This is a genomic window from Robertmurraya mangrovi, from assembly GCF_034427655.1.
GTDB classification, from domain to species: Bacteria; Bacillota; Bacilli; order Bacillales; family Cytobacillaceae; genus Robertmurraya_A; species Robertmurraya_A mangrovi.
The window spans coordinates 64171-83096 of record NZ_JAXOFX010000016.1; the positions used below are offsets into that span (position 1 = coordinate 64171).

Consider the following 18926-nt stretch of genomic DNA (forward strand, 5'->3'; position numbering starts at 1 on the left):
ATTGAAATGATTACGATTTAATGAATATAGTTAAGTTTTAAAAATATATCTCAAAAGTTATATATATTATCTGGTTGCTTATTTAGATTAAAAAATTACGAATTATTATATGTATTAATAAATATAATTTTTGTACAACCACCTTTCTTACATTTGTTTAGTTAACAAATCGTAAATGTTACGATTTGTATTGTATCTTTATTACTTTATGAAATCAAGATAAATTTCTTTTAAAATCGGTTTTTATCTAAAAGATGGTATTATTAATCTATTTTGTCCGTTCTTTTGCTTTTGAAAAAGACACGGGAGTTTCATGATATGTAAAATAATAGATTCATAAATAAATAATAAAGAACCTGCTCTATACAGAACAGGCTCTTTATTATTATATATGGTTTATGGATGTCTCACGGGATTATGAATGACTTCAAGAACTCTTGTAGATTGTTCCATTTCACTGTTACAAATTGGACAAGTTGGTTCTTCGCTACTTTTAAAGTTGTCACGTAACCAACAATTACATTCTTCTGATTTACATACCCAAATTTTAGTTTCTTCTGTAACGACTTCTTCTTGATTTCTCTTACCGAATCCCATACATCTCACTCCTAATAAAGTTGACATTTTCCTAATAAAAGAACCTGAAGGAAATAAAAAACCACTCATTATAAAAAGTACCACTAAAGCGCTAACTCTTTATAATAAGTGAATTGAATACAAAAAGTAAAATCATTTTTATATTTTAACATTTTTTTTATGCTTTGTATATCCATAATACATAAAAATATTAAATATATACTATTCAACTAGATTTGTCTAGACTTTATACTGATTTTTTGATCATTTTTCCCCTCATAAATTTCCCCACCCTCCATTATATTCTAAAAGAAAAATTTAATTCCTATAGACATGTTTTAAGATTAAATTTTGTCTTTGAGTATGGATAACTATAATATAATTGGTCCATGTTATTACTGAGGTGATTTTGTTTGAATGAAAAAGACTTTAATGAGGATAATAAAAAACATTCTAGAAAGGATCATTTTGGATTAGAGGAAGAAATGAGCTTGCAGTCCGTTCAGTTCGCAACCACTTTAAACACCTATTTAAATGAACGTGCACAAGCTGAAGAATTTGAAAATGATTAATTTAAGACATAACCTTTAGGAAACTAGAGGTTATTTTCAACCCTTCCTCCTAACACTCTAGTAGTCAATGAAATTACTTTCTGGATTTTATACTTATAAAATATAAAACAATTAAATAGTGATACATGTCCATCCTCGTGAATAAACTGTGTACAAGCACAGTAACTGTTTTCAGGAGGATATTTTCAATGAGCGTATTTATAAGTTATGTCTTTCTTGGCCTCTCTTTAGCTGCACCTATTGGTCCAATTAACGCTGCACAAATGGATAAGGGAATTAAACATGGGTTTTTAAATGCATGGGTATTAGGATTAGGGTCTGTAGCAGCCGATATCGCTTACATGATGACTGTCTTTTTAGGATTATCACAATTTATTGAAATCCCTATCGTAAAGACATTCTTATGGTTATTTGGCTGCTTTGTTTTGCTTTATACTGGAATAGAGAGTCTACTTGGGGCTGGTAAGTTTGAAATGTCATCTAGAACTAAAGATGAAACTTTAAAGAAATCCTTTTTTACCGGATTTTTCATGGCCATTTCTAACCCGCTAACGATTCTATTTTGGCTAGGAATCTATGGCTCTGTTTTAGCGAAGACCGCTTCTACATATGATACCAGCCAGTTGCTCATTTATAGTAGTGCCATCATTTTAGGCTTAGTTATTTGGGACGTTTCTATGGCAGGAGTTGCTAGTAGCTTCAGAAAACTACTAACAACAAAGGTGCTAACCATTATTACCATTATTTCAAGTATTTCACTTATTGGCTTTGGTATATATTTTGGATATGAAGCGTACAAAGTGCTTTTTGGATAAAATGAATAACCTTCCACCAAAACCTAGGTGGAAGGTTAATTTTATCTTCGAGGTTTACGAGGTTTAGAAATGCGATGATTTCTAAGTTTCTTAGCTCTTTGCTTAATGCGAACAAAATGTAATATGATTGTGGCTGTTGAAATAATCAGTAAGAAAGCTAAACTAACAAATAATCCTGGTCGAGTAGATTTGTCAGCGAGTGTCCCCGTAATGGCAAGGAATATAAAGGCCATCCCTAAGTATCTTTTTATTTGGTCAAAATGTGTAATATGAATTAACCTAGGTGCAGAGAACAACACTAAAATCCAATTATAGAGCAACATTAAACTAGCTGCCGTTGTTATATATTTATACAAACTGTCAGGCATCACTAATGCCAGTATTACGGAAGTTGCAAGACCTGAAACAGTCAGGGCTAATGCTAGTGTAGGAATTTTCAACTTACCCTTTTGAGCTAACTTTTTCGGGGCGTCACTGTCCTCTGCCATCGTGACAAGCATGGTAGTAACAGCAAATAACGAAGCAGACATAGTCGAGAACCCTGCAATAATTAGTGCCCCGTTAAATACATGTGGAACAAACTTCAGATTATCATAATTGTGTAGGGCTGTTACGAATGGACTTTGCTTATCGTTAAAATCAGATAAAGGCACTAAAGTGATAGCTAGTCCTATGGATATTAAATAAATGATAATCAACGTAACTAACATAATCTTCCCGGCTTTTGGCGCGTCTTCTTTATTTTTCAACCTAGTAGCCATAATGCCCATGACTTCAATCCCACCAAAGCCATAGAAACCAAAGATTAATGCTCCCCATAACCCTAGAAAGCCTTTAGGTAAGTATTCACGAAAAGTGTCTGGTAACCCACTTATACTAGCGTTACCCCCTATTACACCAAAGATCGCTAGTAATGCAATAATTATGAACATAAGAATAGCAGAAATTTTTATAACACCTAATATATTTTCAACTTTTTCAAACCCTTTACTACCTAAAAGAACGACAATAATTCCCAGCACGGCATAGATGGATGAAAATACCCATAAAGGAATACTTGGAAACCAAAATTTTGTAAAAATGGATAAGGCTGTCAATTGGCTTCCCATAATCAACATTTCAGCAGACCAATAAACCCATCCACTACTAAACCCTGCCCAAGGTCCAAATGCTTTTTTCGCATAAGATCGAAAGGATCCCTTTTGAGGATCTTGTGCTGACATTCTTCCTAGTGAATCATATACAATAATGGCACCTGTACCCGCAAGAAGATAAGCTATTAAGACAGAAGGACCAGCCATTTGTATAGCAATACTCGAACCAAGGAAAAATCCGGTACCAATAATACTACCGATTCCTAATAATGAGAGCTGCCACCAAAGCAAATCTCCTTTTTCAGCACTTTTATTCGCCACTACTTCCTCCCCTTTCACCAATACTTTTCAGACTTATGTCTATTGTTCGATGAAATGGAAGGAGTTATGTATTAAGGTCTCCTTTTAAAAGGAGAAGTTATGCCTCACTCCCTGTTGGTCCGCCTGAATCCGGCTGATTATTTAGTGCACTTTGTTGTGCTGAAATGGTTGTGTCTATTAGTAAATCATTTAAAAAGGGGTTTAGCCGCTGTGATGTACTGGCACCGTTATTTGTCAAAACAACGCCACCACTGTTTTCTGAACCGGACCCCGAGGTAGAGCTTGAATTTGATGATGGACTATAACGATAAATGTCACCAAATTGTATATTTCCTCCGGATACATTCTTTATTTGAACGGGTCCGAAAATGATTGACATAAGACCATTCCTTTCAATTAAACATCCATTATATTTACATTCCCTTTTTTATATCATATTTAGCCAAAACAACTTGGTTTGTGGACCTGCCCAATAAAAGAACAAAAGGTGCAACATTTTGAACGAATCAAAAAGACCTCATCAACAGATGAAGAGGTCTTTATCTTTTATTTACATTCATGACATGTTACTGGAAGCTCAATATAAAAATGAGTTCCCTCACGACTACTACTTACATTCATTGTTCCCTTATGGTTCTCAACGATTTTTTTTGAAACCGATAAGCCTAAGCCAGTTCCATCGTCTTTCGTAGTAAAGAAAGGGTCAAATACGTGATTTAGAATAGAGGCACTTATTCCTTTACCATTATCGGAAAAAGTAAACCTTACCTTATTACCGACTACTTCAGTCTTGATCGTAATTTTTAATGTATTTTCGGATTTTGCTTGAAGTGAATTTCGAAATAAATTAATAAAAACTTGAAATAACTCATCTTTATCTCCTATGAAACAGCTGCTTTCCGCAACTTCTTCTATATGATAGATTATCTCAACATTATGGAATAGTGCCTCACTGTTAAGAAAATTTGCCAGGTAGTCACTTACAAACTCAGTAATTTTTACAGCCTCTTCCGTTGTTTGTGAAGGTTTGGCCATTCTTAAGAAATCGGAAATGATTTTATTAGCCCGATCAATCTCAGGAATGAGTAAATTTGAAAATAAAGAGGCAGTTTCTACATCAACCCGATTTTGTAATAGCTGCAAATATCCTCGTACCGTTGTGAGTGGATTTCTCACCTCATGTGCTATACCAGCAGCGATTCTTCCCGCAATGGCTTGTTTTTCCGCTTCCTTTATCGCATTCAAAAATTGAAAAATACCTAATACTCTTTCAATTGAACCATCCGGATTTCTAATGATTCGTGTATTATTAATTCCATAGTTTTTATCTAGGACTTCTCGGTTAATAATCGGATTACCAGTAGCTAAGGTTTCTAACATATTGATTTGGGCGTCAGGAATTTTTAATAAATCTCTAATGTGTTTCCCAATAATTTCATTCCGTTCAATATTTAAATCATTAGCAGCTTGTAAATTACATAGTGTAATTCTGCCTTCTTTATCTATAAATACAATATGATGAGGAACTAAATCTAATATTGGATTCAGAAATGACTCTATTTCCTCAAAAGGGATCATATAATGGGAGTCGAGATTCATCTCACGTTTCTTTACTGGACCCTTATAAGGAGACAAAACTCCTTTCCCCATACTCTCTTTTTTCAACTGTAACTGTAATTCAGGATCTATGTATTCCAAAGAGAAAGGTAGTTTATCTACAAGCCCCTTATAAAAGTTAAGTTCCTTTAAAAGTTCCTGTTCATTATTTAATTGTTGCACAGTTTCTTGAACTTCTTTCATTTAATGACTCCTTGTATATATAGAAATGACTATCCCTCAAAGACTTTCCTGCACCAAAAAATCCCATTTAAAACTTCTACTTATAATATAACTATATTTGTGCCTGTATAGACACGAGTATAGCAAAACTTAGCGTAACACTTATACATTTAACTTATTATTAATTAATACTACCTTAATTTTAATTAATTGATAAGTGTCATCCTAGCCATTTCATTAATAAATCTTCCTTAAAGTTTTTTAAAGAAACTATTTTCAAAAAAAATGTGTATAATATAAAATGCAGTCTTTACATAGAGAGGGTGAAACAGATGGAGATTATTAGCCACACTGTTGAAAAAATTGAGGATCCATTTGGAATATTATCAGGTGATCGTTATGAATTTTTCTTAAATATAGAGGTTCCAGAGGATGACGAACTATACTCAGAACATGGTTTAAGAATTAAAGTGCTGTACATAGTGGATGAAAACGGCTCTAGAATTTCACATTATCATATTTTTGAAAACAATACAGAGAAAGTTTTAGAATTTGAACTTGAAGAAGATGAAGAGTCATTAATAAAAGCATATTGTCAAGAGCATTTAATTGAGGAATAAAAAAAGAGCAAATCTGCTCTTTTTTTATGGGCATTTTTAGCAGTTTTATGTAATCTTAAATGTTTTTACCTTCTTCAATAATATGATGCATTAAATGGGCTAAATGATGGATTGGCGTATACTCTTCTTCCTCATTTTCATCACTTGTTTCAGAAGAATAACTTAAATCACTCAAGTAAAGAGCTGAAAACTGATAAAAGTCTTTAAGCTCAAAAGAATAACAACCCGATGGATCTTCGCTATTCTCCTGATAATGTAGAACTAAATACGATTCCACTCCATTACTATCAATTGCATCGAAATAGATAAAATAACCGATATTCGTATCCAATTCAAATAAATGTCTAGTACCACCTTCTGAAACTTTCTCAAACTCTTCTTCCGTTAATTTTTGCACTTGCATAGCATTGATTTGGTCTTCTTTATGAAAGTTTACATTAAAAGTTTTCATTTTTTCACCTCATATATGTATTAGCTTTCTAGCTAATTCTTAGCTTAAACTATTTCTTATGATTTATCATCAAAATAGACATGTTTAAAATGTAACTTATCATTAATCATGTATCCGACAGAATAATTACTCTCATTACTATTTCTTATAAAGTTAATTAAAAAAATCCCAAGTAAAAAGAGTTCCCCTTAAAGAGGAACTCTAGTAGGAACCATTATAGTTTTTGTACATTAACAGCTTGTGGTCCACGTTGCCCTTGCTCGATGTCAAAGCTTACTTCTTGACCTTCATCTAGGGACTTAAATCCTTCGCTTTGGATAGCTGAGAAGTGAACGAATACATCTTCGCCGCCTTCTACTTCAATAAATCCAAAACCTTTTTCTGAATTAAACCATTTTACTTTACCAGTTGCCATGAAAAATTTCCTCCTAAAATTCGAAAACTCTAATTTGATGATAACTTTGTATCACATTACTTATTTTGCCTAATTTTTTAAATTTAAATCATAAATTTAGACATTTATTGATTTTTATTTTTATTTCTTGGTCTACTACCTCTGTCTTTGCCTCCATCTTTGCTTCTATCGCGGTCGCGATCTCTATCTCTGCCTCGATCTCTGCCTCTATCTTTACTTCTATTACGGTCACCTGAACGGTTTCTATCTCTGCTTGCTTTAGGTTTTCTAGATCTTAGTGGCTCGATAGCTGATAATTTGATTGGAGTCACATCTGGCTCTTTTGTTAAAAGCTTAAGTGTAGCTGATAACAAAGTCACTGAATCCATATCTTCTAATAATGTTTCAGCTGTTCTCTTATAGTCGGAGTAATCTTCTTGCTCGATTACTCTCATGATTTTATTAATCGTCGCTTGTTGGTTACCTGCAATTACATCTTTAAAGCTAGGTATCGGTTTCTTTGTCATCTTTTTCTTTGTAACTTGCTCGATAATTTTCAAGTGATCGATTTCTCTAGGTGATACAAATGTGTATGCAAGACCTTTTTTACCTGCACGACCAGTTCTTCCAATACGGTGAACATAGCTTTCAGGATCTTGTGGAATATCAAAGTTATAAACATGAGAAACTCCACTAATGTCTAAACCACGTGCTGCTACATCTGTTGCTACCATGATTTCAATTGTTTGATCTTTGAAACGACGAATAACTTGATCACGCTTCGATTGTGGGATATCCCCGTGAATCCCCTCTGCAGAGTAACCACGCTTGATTAAACCTTCTACCACTTCATCAACGCGCTTTTTCGTACGACCGAAAACAATAGCCAGTTCTGGAGATTCGATATCCAAAAGACTTGTAAGAACATCAAACTTTTGTTTTTCGTGAACTTCCAAATAAAACTGTTCGATATTTGTTACAGTCATTTCTTTAGCCTTAACTTTAACTAACTCTGGCTCTACCATAAATCTCTCTGCTAATGATTGAATTCGTTTTGGCATAGTAGCAGAGAATAGCAAAGTTTGACGTTCTTCTGGTACATCACTTAAAATTCTTTCAATGTCTTCAATAAAGCCCATGTTTAACATTTCATCAGCTTCATCTAGGACTACCATTTTGATGTTATTTAACTTGATTGTTTTTCTATCTAAATGGTCAATAAGACGACCAGGTGTTGCAGCGATAATTTGTGGTCTGTTTTTTAAAGAACGAATTTGGCGATTAATATCTTGCCCACCATAAATTGGAAGAGTGCGGATACCCTTTACTTGACCAATTCGGTTAAGTTCTTCTGCTACCTGCACAGCAAGTTCTCTAGTTGGAGCAACTACAACACCTTGAATGCCACCATCTACTGATACTTTTTCTAATAGAGGTACACCAAAAGCAGTTGTTTTCCCTGTACCAGTTTGTGCTTGCCCAATCATGTCTTTTCCTTGCATAGCAATTGGAATTGCCTGTGATTGAATTGGAGTTGGTTCTTCAAACCCCATGTTTGATAATGCTTTAACTAATTCATTACTAAGACCAAAATCCGAAAATGTAGTTGTCAAATTAATTGTTCCTCCTTAGATTAAAAACCTATATGATTATTCTGCCCTTTTCTCACTTTTACTTTTCCAAAAAAAAATTGTTTTCAAACAAACAAACGGAATTTTCTTTTACCTTTTATCGGAAGTGTTTTTTTGAATGAGGGAAATGGTGCTATTGTACACCTTATTAAGGAAAGCTCTACAGAAGGCGACTAGCCTTCGAGGATTACACTTTTGGAGCCTTACGAAGATATGCCCTCAACACAAAGAAAAGCTTAAGGCGCTTGCCTTCATAATAAGTATTAGCAATAGTAGGTATGTTCTATCCTTCTATACGGAACTTATAACTATTTCTGCACCTGGAGCTAGACAGATTCTAACTGCTCGATTCTCTTTATTAAACTGCTAACAACAAATTAAAAAGGTGATGCTTAATTGATAAGCATCACCCAACAATTAATTATTTATTATGCTTTAGTAACGTTAGCAGCTTGAGGGCCACGGTTGCCTTCAACGATTTCGAAAGTTACAGCTTGACCTTCTTCTAAAGTTTTGAAACCTTCAGTTTGGATAGCTGAGAAGTGAACGAATACATCTTGACCTTCTGAAGACTCGATGAATCCGAAACCTTTTTCTGCGTTAAACCATTTTACTTTACCTGTGTTCATGTGTAAAACCTCCAAAAAAATGTTCACCATAAGTACAAAATATATAATTTAAAAATGAAAAAGTCGTAGCTGTGGCAATAATGTAAGGATCAAAATCGCCTACATTACATTTGCAGCTACGACCACTTATCCAAAAATATATACCGAACTTTATAGCGTTACCCTAATAATAATGAATAATGCTATCAAAGTCAATATATATGACTAACTTTGTTTCTAATCTTTGGTTAGATAGATTATCCATTTCCTATTGTGTTGATTAAATACCTATTTAGACAAATTGTGCTAACTTTTTTTCTGCTGAATCAACTGTATGTTTCAATAACATCGAAATGGTTACAGGCCCTACTCCACCAGGAACAGGAGTAATGGCAGAAGCTTTCTCAAAGCAAGATTCGTATTCCACATCTCCTATATTACCTGGATTGTAACCAGCATCTAACACGATTGCACCTGTTTTAAGCCAGTCACCTTTAATAAAACTCGGTTTTCCTACAGCTGCAATCACAATATCGGCTTGCTCTACTAATTTTGGTAAGTTTTCTGTATAAGAATGACAAGTAGTAACAGTAGCGTTTTTATTTAAAAGCAGTGCAGAAACAGGCTTCCCTAGAATTGGACTTCTTCCGACTACTACAGCATGCTTCCCTTTAGTTTCAATGTTATAATACTCCATGATTTTAAGGATAGCTGCAGGAGTACAAGATGGATAAACACCAAATCCTAAAGCTGTTTGTCCATACCCCCAACTTGTCACACCATCGACATCTTTATCAAGAGAAATCTCTTCGAAAGCTGCTCTCTCATCAATTTGGCTAGGTACAGGATGTTGTAGCAAAATACCGTGTACCGTCTCATCATCATTCAGATCATTAATCGTTTTGATTAGTTCTTCCGTTGTCGTTGTTTCAGGTAAATGTATTCTTCTAGAATCAATTCCTAGACGGGCACAAGCGTTTCCTTTCATTTTCACATATGTAGCAGAAGATGGATCATTACCAACTAAAACAGTTGCTAAACAAGGTGTAATTCCTTGACTTTTAAGTTGAACAACCCTTTCCTTTAATCCTTCTTTAATGTCATTTGCCACTAAGTTGCCGTCTAAAATGATTTTCTCTAACATATATACCCCTCCTGGAATGTAAAAAGAGACAAGGGTATCCCTTATCTCTGCCCAGACGACCGGCTATACAGCGACGCAGCTCCCCTGTGGTTATTTCCACATTGTCGTCAGTTACTGCGATTTTTTAGAGTATCTATTTAATTTTGTGTCTAAAATCCGTATGTATTTACAAATTCATTATATGTAATAAACACAAATAATACAACAAAATTTTCTAATAACGTTCGTGTTTTTATCCGTTTTTTATAATTAAATGTCAATTTTTCAAAAAAATAAAAGGACAATAAGCGGTATTATTGTCCTTTACTGATATCTTTGAGGGGGATTTGTTTGTAAACCTATAAAACCTAAAACAACGAAAGCCCTACCTCTCTTTCATCCTTACGGCTCCTAGGCCGTGCCAGTCAGAATCAGGTACTATATTACTTATAGTAAATAATACTCCATAAATACTTCTCGAAAAAAATAAATAAGAAAAGGATAATCAAGTGTTGATGAGAATAATTGGGTTAATGAAAAAGGAGATGTATGAGGAAAACCATCTAACTTTTTTCGATTTTTTGAATTAAGTCGAAACAAGTATACATTGATGGATTATGCTTATTACTCTTTCTTTACTCACATTCACTTACAAAGCTCTTTTCACAGTACACACTGTAAAAGGCCATATTAATAAGAGCATTATCTGTTACGAACGAATCCGAATAAATAATGGTTAAATCTTTTATATTCTTTGCAGCCTAAGAATAATATCGACTCAAAAATATCAAGAAATTTTATTTTACAACACATTTGCGTTTCTGTCTAGTTTATTTATAAATTTAGTTTATATATATCAAAAGGGTCTGTCCAATATTTCATTATTACAAAGGACAGACCTCGTTTTATTAAACTATTGATTATTTCAATTGTTCTAGTAACTTTGTCCGTTGATTTCCGGTCCAGGCACTTGCTTTCCGCGGGGAGGAAGTCGAGCCTCCTCATACCGTCTGCGGGGTCTCGACCTTTCCTCTGCATCCCGCAGGAGTCAAGTGCCTTCCCCTCCAATCAACTCAGTGCTTTAAACTAAATAGATAAAGAAAAATCTATTTTCTCTACTTCTTATATTTAGTTACTAATTAGACAGCCTCTTCATTAAATCTTATTTATTAACAACTTTCACATTTTCACTTTTATAAAACTCAATCAATTCGTTTAATGTTTTGTGTAAGTCGGAAAATGTAAAGCCAAGAGTTTCTGCTTTTTCTGTATTTGTTGACCAAGAACCAGGTAAAGAAAAAGGAGATGCATTGGTTTGATTTAATTCATCCGTTACAATGGCGCTTTTTCCTGTTTGATTTTCGATCATGTCTAACAATTCTCTCATAGATATATCCCCAGCACATCCAGGGTTAATTGGGCCAGTAAATGAGGACTGTCCGATTTCATATAAGAACGAAGCTGCCTCATGAGATAAAATGTAACCGTATCTACTATCTACATTTTTAATCCCAATGGGTTCATCATTCAGTACTTTATCTACATGGAACTTTAATCTGTTAGTATAGTCATCTCTTCCAACTACAATTGAAAAACGAACGGCAACTACTTCAAAATCGGTTTCTTGAAAAAGATAAGCCTCTGCTGCCCTTTTCGCTTCTTGATAACCCTCGTATCCCGGGTACTCTCTTCTACCTTTAAATTCATACTTAAACTCATTTGGGTTAAAGTTCTCTTCTTTGTGAAGTGTACCATAATCATATACAGCTTGAGAGGATGTAAAAATATAGCGTTTTACTTTCCCTTTTAGAACATCCGCTACATCTTTAACCTCTTGCGGAGAGTAACATGTTTGGTCATAAACAATATCCCACGTTTGACCTTTTAGAGCAGAAATAATTGAATCTTTATCTTCCCTATCTAGAATTAGACGATTAACCTTATCTCCAAAAGAATCTGCTGTTTTCCCTCTTGTTGCGATCGTAACATTTTTACCTTCTTCTATTAATCTCTCTACAAGTCGTTTACCAAAGAACTGTGTACCACCTAATACTAGTATATTATTCACTTTTATTTCCCCTTTCTAAAATTTATTATTCGATGATATAGGTAGACTTTCCTTTTTTTAAATCAAAATTCGAATATCGTCCATTCCTATCATACATAATAATTCTTCAGTAAAAATTTTAGCAAACACCCTTATATATAAAGGCTGTTTTCGTAATATAACCTTTTAAGCCCAATAGAGCATGTATACCACAGATCCATTGAGAACTAGTAGAATGTCAAGATTCTATTACACACAAAAACTATTATAATAGAAAAAAATGGAAGAAACCAAGGATTAAAATGTATAATTAAGGAAGAAACATAAAGGGGGAATAATACATGCTTAAAAGGTATTTCTTTTGCTTATCCATGCTCTCACTTCTCTTAGTAGGCTGTGTACAAAAAGAAGAAATAACTGTTTCTAAACCAGTAGAGAAAGAAAAGGTAGAAGAAACAGACGAAAATAAGGAAACAGATACTCAAGCCAGAGAAGAAAAACTTACATTTAAAAAAGCGACTCAACGACCTGTTGATTTAAGTAGGAAAGATGAATCTATAGCTTCTTTTAAACCAGAAGGATTTGTAACTGAAAATAAAGCAAAATATGACCTAAGCATAAAACTAGCTGAGGATGGTAAGTTTACGGCTTCTAGTACGATTAAAATAGACAACCTTTCAGAAGACACTTGGGATGATATTATATTTTATTTTATCCCAAACTCTTTTACTGAAAAATGGAAGCCTGAACACTTAAGCAACCCCTCTACCGCTGATATTACTCATGTCAGCATTGATGGTGAGAAAGTGGAGTATCAATTAGTAAACGATACTCTGCAACTTCTAGTTAATAAACCTTTAGCTCCTAATGGGAAAGCTGTAGTATCTATTGATTACAAATTTACACTTCCTGAAAACGGGTTTCGTTTCTCTTTTAGTGAAAACAATTACTACTTAGCACAATGGTATCCTATGCTTGCAACTTACCGCTCTGGTTGGGATAAAGAACCATATTTACCCACGGGAGAATCCTATAATACTGGCTTTAGTGATTTTACGGTTAACTACGAGGTTCCAGAAGGTTTTACTATTATTAGCTCCGACGAAAAAGAAGCCAAAAAACAAGGTCCTAAAGGGACGTTAACATTAAAAAATAGCAAAGAATTTTTCCTTGCTATCACCACAAATATGAAAATGCAAGCTAAGAAAGTAGCTGGTGTTGAGGTACGTGTATTCGCCCATTCTATTGATGAAAAAAGGATTGCTTCAGCCCTAGATGTATCAGTTGATTCGCTTCGATATTTTAATAAATATATCGGAAAATACCCATACAAACAATTAGATGTCATTATGGCTGAAGGTGGAATGGAGTATCCTGGAATTGTAACGGTTACTGGCGGTGAAATTCATGAACATACAATAGTTCATGAAATTGCTCACCAATGGTTTTATGGATTGGTTAGTAACCATTCTTACCATCATACATGGGTAGATGAAGGGCTTACTGACTTTGCTACTCACCTCTACTTTATGGATCAAAAAAAATTAAGTGAAAAAGAAGTGTTTGAATTCGGGAAAGAAATGATTGTAAGAGATAGAATAAATAATAATTTAAAAAAGGCACATTTACCTCTACATGAATATACTAATGGTGGATTCTCAGTAGCAAATTATAAAGTACCCTCTGTCGAACTTTGGAAGCTTTCTGGTGACTTTGAGACAGCTCGTTCTTACTTAAAAACTTATGTAAACTTCTACTCATACAAAGAAGTAGATGCACATGAGTGGTTTAGATATACACAAACTTTCTTTAAAATTGAGGATCCATCGGTTCTCACTGAATGGATTCATGTAGAGTAGATAATGAAGTGGGCTAAGTTAGCCCACTTTTTATTTTCAATTAAAAGAAGAAATTGTAAATTTAGCTATTTTTTGATAAAATTAGACATTGAATTCTAATACTCATCGTTTAAGGAGATATATAGATTAAACGTCATTGAGAGATTATAAAAGAAACAAGAGGAATCATATATGAAAAACTTTTTACTGGCATCATTGTTATTGACTAGTCCTATTCAAGTTGACAATATAGAACAACCAGAAATAACAAACTGGGGATCGGTTCCTACCAAAGTTACTGAAGCACATCAGTTAGGCTATAGTGGTAAAGGTGTGAAAATATCTATTTTAGATACTGGGGTTACTCAAAATCATCCGGACTTAGACCTAAGCGGTGGTCAGTCGTTTGTCCCCTATACAACTAATTATGAAGACGATCACGGCCATGGAAGCTATGTAGCTGGGCTTATAGGAGCTAAACACAATAATATTGGAATTAAAGGTATTGCCCCGGGATCAGAAATTTACTCTCTAAAAACACTTGATAGTAAGCGAAAAGGTAATTTTGAGGATATAGTCAAGGCTATTGAATGGTCCATTGATAACAAAATGGACATTATTCATTTTAGTTGGAGTACCGAAATTTACAGTCCTGAATTAGAGGCAGCACTTAATAGAGCTTATGAAAACGGTATATTAATTGTAGGTTCAGCCGGGAATACAAACAGAGATGTTCGATACCCCGCGAAATTCGATAGCGTTATTGCTGTTTCTGCTATTAATCAAAATATTGAAAAAGCTGGTTTCTCATGCTTTGGTCCCGAAATAGAGCTTGCAGCACCTGGGGTATCAATGTATAGCCTTGATGAAAGTCACTTATATTCTACATCTAGCGGAACAACCCTAGCCTCCGCACATGTTACAGGAATTTTAGCTCTTCTAAAAGAAAGGTTTCCGGAGAAGAGCAATATCGATTTAAGACAGCTTTTACAATCTACTGCATTAGACTTAGGGGAAGTTGGTAGAGATTCACATTTTGGGTATGGACTTGTTCAAGTACCTATAAATGAATTCACAAAAAAAGACCCCTTACATCCAACCCTAGACCGACAAATTAGAGTGAACGATCGGAAAAGTCCATACCACGGCCAAACACTTACCGTTTTAAAACAAGACGGAGAAGAATTTACTGTATTAAATCCAAAAGATAAAAAAGTGGTAAAAATAAAACCAGAGGAAGTAGTATATACTGCTGTACAAATAGTCCATACCAATACTAGAAAAGCAATGTATCACAAAAAAGCGGATACTAAAATTGGTTATTTAGATCCTGGTACTTATTTCGCCTATCGTAAAAATGGAGATTGGTATCGAATTCATACCGATTTTGGCTACGTCTGGATTAAAATACAGTAATAAATGCTCCTATACAAAAACCGACTACATCATTTAATTGTAGTCGGTTTTTAATTTAATCTATTAGGATGCGGATCCTCATGTTGGTGATTCTGAACCTCTTTAAATAATGGTCCCGGGCTATTCTGTTGCTGTTGTAGCTGCACAATAAGTTGTGGGAGCATTTTTTCTAAGTCACCTATGGTCACTGGTTTCGCCTCACGAGTCAGTTCGTATCCAAGTTGGCCATTAGGTTCTAAAGTGGCTATTTTAACATCCTCAAAACGTGTGATTCCTTGTTGCCTTAATCTCATCTCTAATTGGTCAACAGTAAACCTTAGTTTCCTAAGCATATTGGTTTGTACAACACCGTTTTCAATCACAATCTTGGACTTTCCAGTTAAAAATCTCTCAATAAAATTAAATCTAACTTGTAAAAATTCCATTAGCACTAAACCAGCGATAAAGATAGCAGACGCTATGATTGTTTTAACGATACTATGCTCTATAATTGGCTGTATGATAATTGAACCAATCGAGATCATGATTACAGTCTGGGCGATCGTCATTTGGCTAATGGATTTCCTGCCTGCAATCCGTAGCAATAATACGCCAACTAGAACCATGATAACCGAATCCCAAAATACGCTCCAAAACACGCATAATCCCTCCAAACCCTTTCACTATTCTTTAGTGTAGTCTACTATAATAGAACTATTCACAGTATTTATGTTTAGAGGTATATATAATAAATATTTTAATTAGGTTGTGCTCTGAACTCTAAATCCTTTTATATCCAATAGGGTTATTTTTATACCAGTTCCAAGCCGTTTCAATCATGATTTCTAAGCTTGTATATTGAGGTTTCCACCCTAGCTCAGTCATTGCTTTTTCGGATGAAGCAACTAACCGAGCCGGATCCCCCTCTCTTCTCTCTGCAATTACTGCAGGAATTTCATGTCCTGTAACTTTTCTTGCAGCTTCTATTACTTCTTTTACAGAAAAACCATTTCCATTTCCTAAGTTATAAGTTCCACTTTTGTTTTCTACTCTTAGTTTTTTTAGTGCTAAGATATGTGCATCAGCTAAATCCGTTACATGAATATAATCACGTATACAAGTACCATCAGGAGTATCATAATCATCACCAAATACAGAAATAAATTCTCTAGATCCAAGTGCTACTTGAAGGATAAGTGGGATCAAGTGTGTTTCTGGATCATGATCTTCACCAATAATGCCTTTTATGTGAGCTCCTGCTACGTTGAAATATCGTAATACTACATGGCAAATTCCATAAGCCTCTTCACACCACTTTAGAATTTTTTCAATCGCTAGCTTAGTTTCCCCATACGGGTTTGTTGGCACCGTAGGAGATGATTCTAAAATGGGAGTTTCCTCTACTTCTCCATAAGTAGCAGCAGTTGAAGAAAACACTATTCTTTTTACTCCGTGACGATTCATTGTTCGTAGCAAACAAATGGATCCATAAACGTTATTATCATAATACGTTAGAGGGTCCGTCATACTCTCACCAACTAAAGAATCAGCCGCGAAATGAACAACCGATTCAATTTCATTTTCCTCAAATACCTTATTTAAAAACACCTCGTCTCGAAGATCACCATGATAAAAAGTAGCTCCTTTTAAAACAGCCTCCTTATGACCCTTTTGTAAGTTATCAACTACTATAACCTCTTCTTTTCTAGCTAATAACTCAGCTACCGTGTGACTTCCAATGTAACCTGCTCCCCCACAAACCAACACTGCCATTTGGAATGCCCCCTTATTTAAATTACTGTTTTTATATATCATAAATAACGTTATTCTATACCATTATCATCTATAGGTGTTGAAGCATTTAATAGTTCTTTATTTAAAGTCTCCTCGTATTGAGTCTTCTGACAATGGTTCCATTGAAAATAATTACACATGTATTCTAATACTTTACTTTTATATCTCTCTACTAATTGGATATTAAAAAGTAAATCTCCTGTTCTCCTATTCCAAAAATCAATTGGAGTTGCCACCATTTCATGTTCTAATGCATATTGCAGCTTTCCAAATAAAACGCTAGGTATCCCCAGACCTTCAGCAATAGATTTATTTTCCTTAATTATTTGTAAAACAATAGTTACATTTGATCCATACTCATTTGCTAGCTTAATTATTTCATCTTTAGTAAATCCAAGTTTACCGTACTTTGCCACTTGTTTTGCGATATACTTTGTAAATCCTTTAGAACCTTCGACTTCCCCACCAGATATAGGCATATATTTAGTTTGACACGTAAGGTATTCTCCTCCCGTTTCTTTCCTCAATTTTTTTGACACAAGATCCACTGTCATTTCCGCCATTTTTCTGTAGCCCGTCAATTTTCCACCTGCAATCGTTATTAAACCTGATTCTGATTCCCATATTTCATCTTTTCGAGATATTTCGGATGGATCTTTACCTTCTTCTAGTATTAAAGGTCTTATCCCCGCCCAACTTGACTCAACATCTTTATTTGTTAACCTATTATTAGGAAACATATAGTTTATTGAGTTAATTAAATAGTTAATATCCGTTATGGTTATTCTTGGGTTAATAGGATCTTCAGTATAAAATGTATCCGTTGTTCCTATATATGCTTTCCTTCCACGAGGAATGGCAAAAATCATTCTCCCATCTGGTGTATCAAAATAAATGGATTGCTTTAGCTTAAATTTTGCTCTGTCAATGACAATATGAACTCCCTTTGTTAGTCTTAATGTTTTGCCAATTTTTGAGTTATCCTTTTCACGAATCACATCCACCCATGGCCCTGTGGCATTTATGATTTTTTTAGCAAATATCTGGTACTTCTCTTGTGTAAGTTGATCCGAGACGGTCACCCCAACAAGTTTCTCCTTTTGTTTAATCATTTCTTCTACTTTTGTATAGTTTAATAGAGTTGCTCCCCTTTCTACAGCAGCTTTTGCCACTTCGATCGTTAGTCTCGCATCATCCGTTCGATATTCTACATAGTACCCTCCTCCAATTAAACCATCCTTCCTTAAAAGGGGTTCTTTATGCAGTGTCTCTCTATCATTTAACATTCTCCTACGTTCGCTTTTTTTTACATTTGCTAAGTAGTCATAAACTCTTAGACCAATAGATGTGCTAAATCTTCCGAAATTCCCACCTTTATGAATGGGGAGGAGCATCCATTCTGGTTTCGTTACATGAGGCCCATTTTCATATACGATTTCACGTTCTCTCCCTACTTCAGCAACCATTTTTACTTCAAACTGTTTTAAGTATCGAAGACCACCATGGATTAACTTGGTTGAGCGACTTGAAGTCCCTGCTGCAAAATCTTGCATCTCAACTAAAGCGGTATCCATCCCTCTTGTTGTTGCGTCAAGCGCGATACCAACGCCAGTAATCCCCCCACCAATGACTAACACATCAAACTCTACAGTTTTTAACTTGTGTTTCATTACCTCACGCATTTTCTGTGAGAATTTCATTTGGTTAGTCCTCCTAAAGTTAGTTATTAGATTTATTCTAAAAGTTTGTTCCTGATAAAAAATAAAGAGACCACAAAACAACACTATCGAACAGCGATAATGAATATTGTGGTCTTTCCGTTTCTACAAAAAGAACTATTACTTGATTTCGAATATACGGACTATGTA

At 34.5% G+C, this 18926-nt stretch carries 18 protein-coding genes and 1 riboswitch; of the genes, 5 read left to right on the plus strand and 13 right to left on the minus strand.

Translation table 11 applies throughout. The features are described 5' to 3' along the window. Window positions 1-396 precede the first annotated feature (396 nt). Window positions 397-597, minus strand: a complete 201-nt coding sequence (locus SM124_RS18830) for a cold-shock protein (protein WP_322448075.1) — start codon at window positions 595-597, stop codon at window positions 397-399. Between the two features lie 392 nt (window positions 598-989). Here SM124_RS18830 and SM124_RS18835 point away from each other — a divergent pair, with 392 nt between their 5' ends. Together SM124_RS18835 and SM124_RS18840 are read left to right on the plus strand one after the other, a co-directional pair. Continuing rightward, window positions 990-1148: a hypothetical protein gene (locus tag SM124_RS18835; RefSeq protein WP_322448076.1), complete on the plus strand. Its 159-nt coding sequence runs from the start codon at window positions 990-992 to the stop codon at window positions 1146-1148. A gap of 188 nt (window positions 1149-1336) precedes the next feature. Further along, entirely contained in the window at window positions 1337-1963 is a 627-nt protein-coding gene (locus SM124_RS18840) for a LysE family transporter (RefSeq protein ID WP_322448077.1), read from the plus strand. 41 nt (window positions 1964-2004) lie between these two features. On the opposite strand, the gene SM124_RS18845 is transcribed toward SM124_RS18840, so the two are convergent. The 3 genes from SM124_RS18845 to SM124_RS18855 form a co-directional block, all read right to left on the minus strand. After that, window positions 2005-3378: an amino acid permease gene (locus SM124_RS18845; RefSeq protein WP_322448078.1), complete on the minus strand. Its 1374-nt coding sequence runs from the start codon at window positions 3376-3378 to the stop codon at window positions 2005-2007. Between the two features lie 97 nt (window positions 3379-3475). Further along, window positions 3476-3757: a spore germination protein gene (locus tag SM124_RS18850; protein WP_322448079.1), complete on the minus strand. Its 282-nt coding sequence runs from the start codon at window positions 3755-3757 to the stop codon at window positions 3476-3478. Window positions 3758-3924: 167 nt separating this feature from the next. Beyond that, a complete protein-coding gene (locus tag SM124_RS18855; protein WP_322448080.1) occupies window positions 3925-5178 on the minus strand; it encodes a two-component system sensor histidine kinase NtrB in 1254 nt (417 codons plus the stop codon). Window positions 5179-5489: 311 nt separating this feature from the next. Between SM124_RS18855 and SM124_RS18860 the strand changes: the two genes are divergently transcribed. Further along, on the plus strand, window positions 5490-5777 hold the full coding sequence (locus SM124_RS18860) for a DUF6509 family protein (RefSeq protein ID WP_322448081.1): 288 nt from the start codon (window positions 5490-5492) through the stop codon (window positions 5775-5777). Window positions 5778-5832: 55 nt separating this feature from the next. Here the strand turns inward: SM124_RS18860 and SM124_RS18865 are convergent, their stop codons facing one another. The 6 genes from SM124_RS18865 to SM124_RS18890 all read right to left on the minus strand — a co-directional run bounded on the left by SM124_RS18865 (window position 5833) and on the right by SM124_RS18890 (window position 12052). Then, window positions 5833-6228, minus strand: a complete 396-nt coding sequence (locus SM124_RS18865) for a cytosolic protein (RefSeq protein WP_322448082.1) — start codon at window positions 6226-6228, stop codon at window positions 5833-5835. A 214-nt stretch (window positions 6229-6442) separates the two neighbouring features. Continuing rightward, complete coding sequence (locus SM124_RS18870) at window positions 6443-6643, minus strand: cold-shock protein (RefSeq protein ID WP_322448083.1); 201 nt, start codon at window positions 6641-6643, stop codon at window positions 6443-6445. 104 nt (window positions 6644-6747) lie between these two features. After that, complete coding sequence (gene cshA / locus SM124_RS18875) at window positions 6748-8235, minus strand: degradosome RNA helicase CshA (RefSeq protein ID WP_507185126.1); 1488 nt, start codon at window positions 8233-8235, stop codon at window positions 6748-6750. Window positions 8236-8681: 446 nt separating this feature from the next. After that, the gene (locus tag SM124_RS18880; protein ID WP_322448084.1) at window positions 8682-8882 is read right to left on the minus strand and encodes a cold-shock protein; all 201 of its coding nucleotides are present in this window, start codon (window positions 8880-8882) and stop codon (window positions 8682-8684) included. A gap of 271 nt (window positions 8883-9153) precedes the next feature. Continuing rightward, window positions 9154-10005: a bifunctional 5,10-methylenetetrahydrofolate dehydrogenase/5,10-methenyltetrahydrofolate cyclohydrolase gene (locus SM124_RS18885; protein ID WP_322448085.1), complete on the minus strand. Its 852-nt coding sequence runs from the start codon at window positions 10003-10005 to the stop codon at window positions 9154-9156. Window positions 10006-10047: 42 nt separating this feature from the next. Continuing rightward, a riboswitch (ZMP/ZTP riboswitch) is annotated at window positions 10048-10130 on the minus strand. A gap of 1016 nt (window positions 10131-11146) precedes the next feature. After that, a complete protein-coding gene (locus tag SM124_RS18890; RefSeq protein WP_322448086.1) occupies window positions 11147-12052 on the minus strand; it encodes an NAD-dependent epimerase/dehydratase family protein in 906 nt (301 codons plus the stop codon). A 320-nt stretch (window positions 12053-12372) separates the two neighbouring features. Here SM124_RS18890 and SM124_RS18895 point away from each other — a divergent pair, with 320 nt between their 5' ends. After that, window positions 12373-13890 (plus strand): M1 family metallopeptidase, encoded by a 1518-nt coding sequence (locus SM124_RS18895; protein ID WP_322448087.1) that lies wholly within the window; start codon window positions 12373-12375, stop codon window positions 13888-13890. 171 nt (window positions 13891-14061) lie between these two features. Next, entirely contained in the window at window positions 14062-15285 is a 1224-nt protein-coding gene (locus tag SM124_RS18900; RefSeq protein ID WP_322448088.1) for a S8 family peptidase, read from the plus strand. A gap of 50 nt (window positions 15286-15335) precedes the next feature. Here the strand turns inward: SM124_RS18900 and SM124_RS18905 are convergent, their stop codons facing one another. From SM124_RS18905 to SM124_RS18915, 3 genes are all read right to left on the minus strand, one after another. Further along, on the minus strand, window positions 15336-15890 hold the full coding sequence (locus SM124_RS18905) for a DUF421 domain-containing protein (RefSeq protein ID WP_322448125.1): 555 nt from the start codon (window positions 15888-15890) through the stop codon (window positions 15336-15338). A 154-nt stretch (window positions 15891-16044) separates the two neighbouring features. Continuing rightward, entirely contained in the window at window positions 16045-17037 is a 993-nt protein-coding gene (gene galE / locus SM124_RS18910) for a UDP-glucose 4-epimerase GalE (RefSeq protein WP_322448089.1), read from the minus strand. A gap of 50 nt (window positions 17038-17087) precedes the next feature. Then, on the minus strand, window positions 17088-18758 hold the full coding sequence (locus tag SM124_RS18915; protein WP_322448090.1) for a glycerol-3-phosphate dehydrogenase/oxidase: 1671 nt from the start codon (window positions 18756-18758) through the stop codon (window positions 17088-17090). Between the last annotated feature and the right edge of the window lie 168 nt (window positions 18759-18926).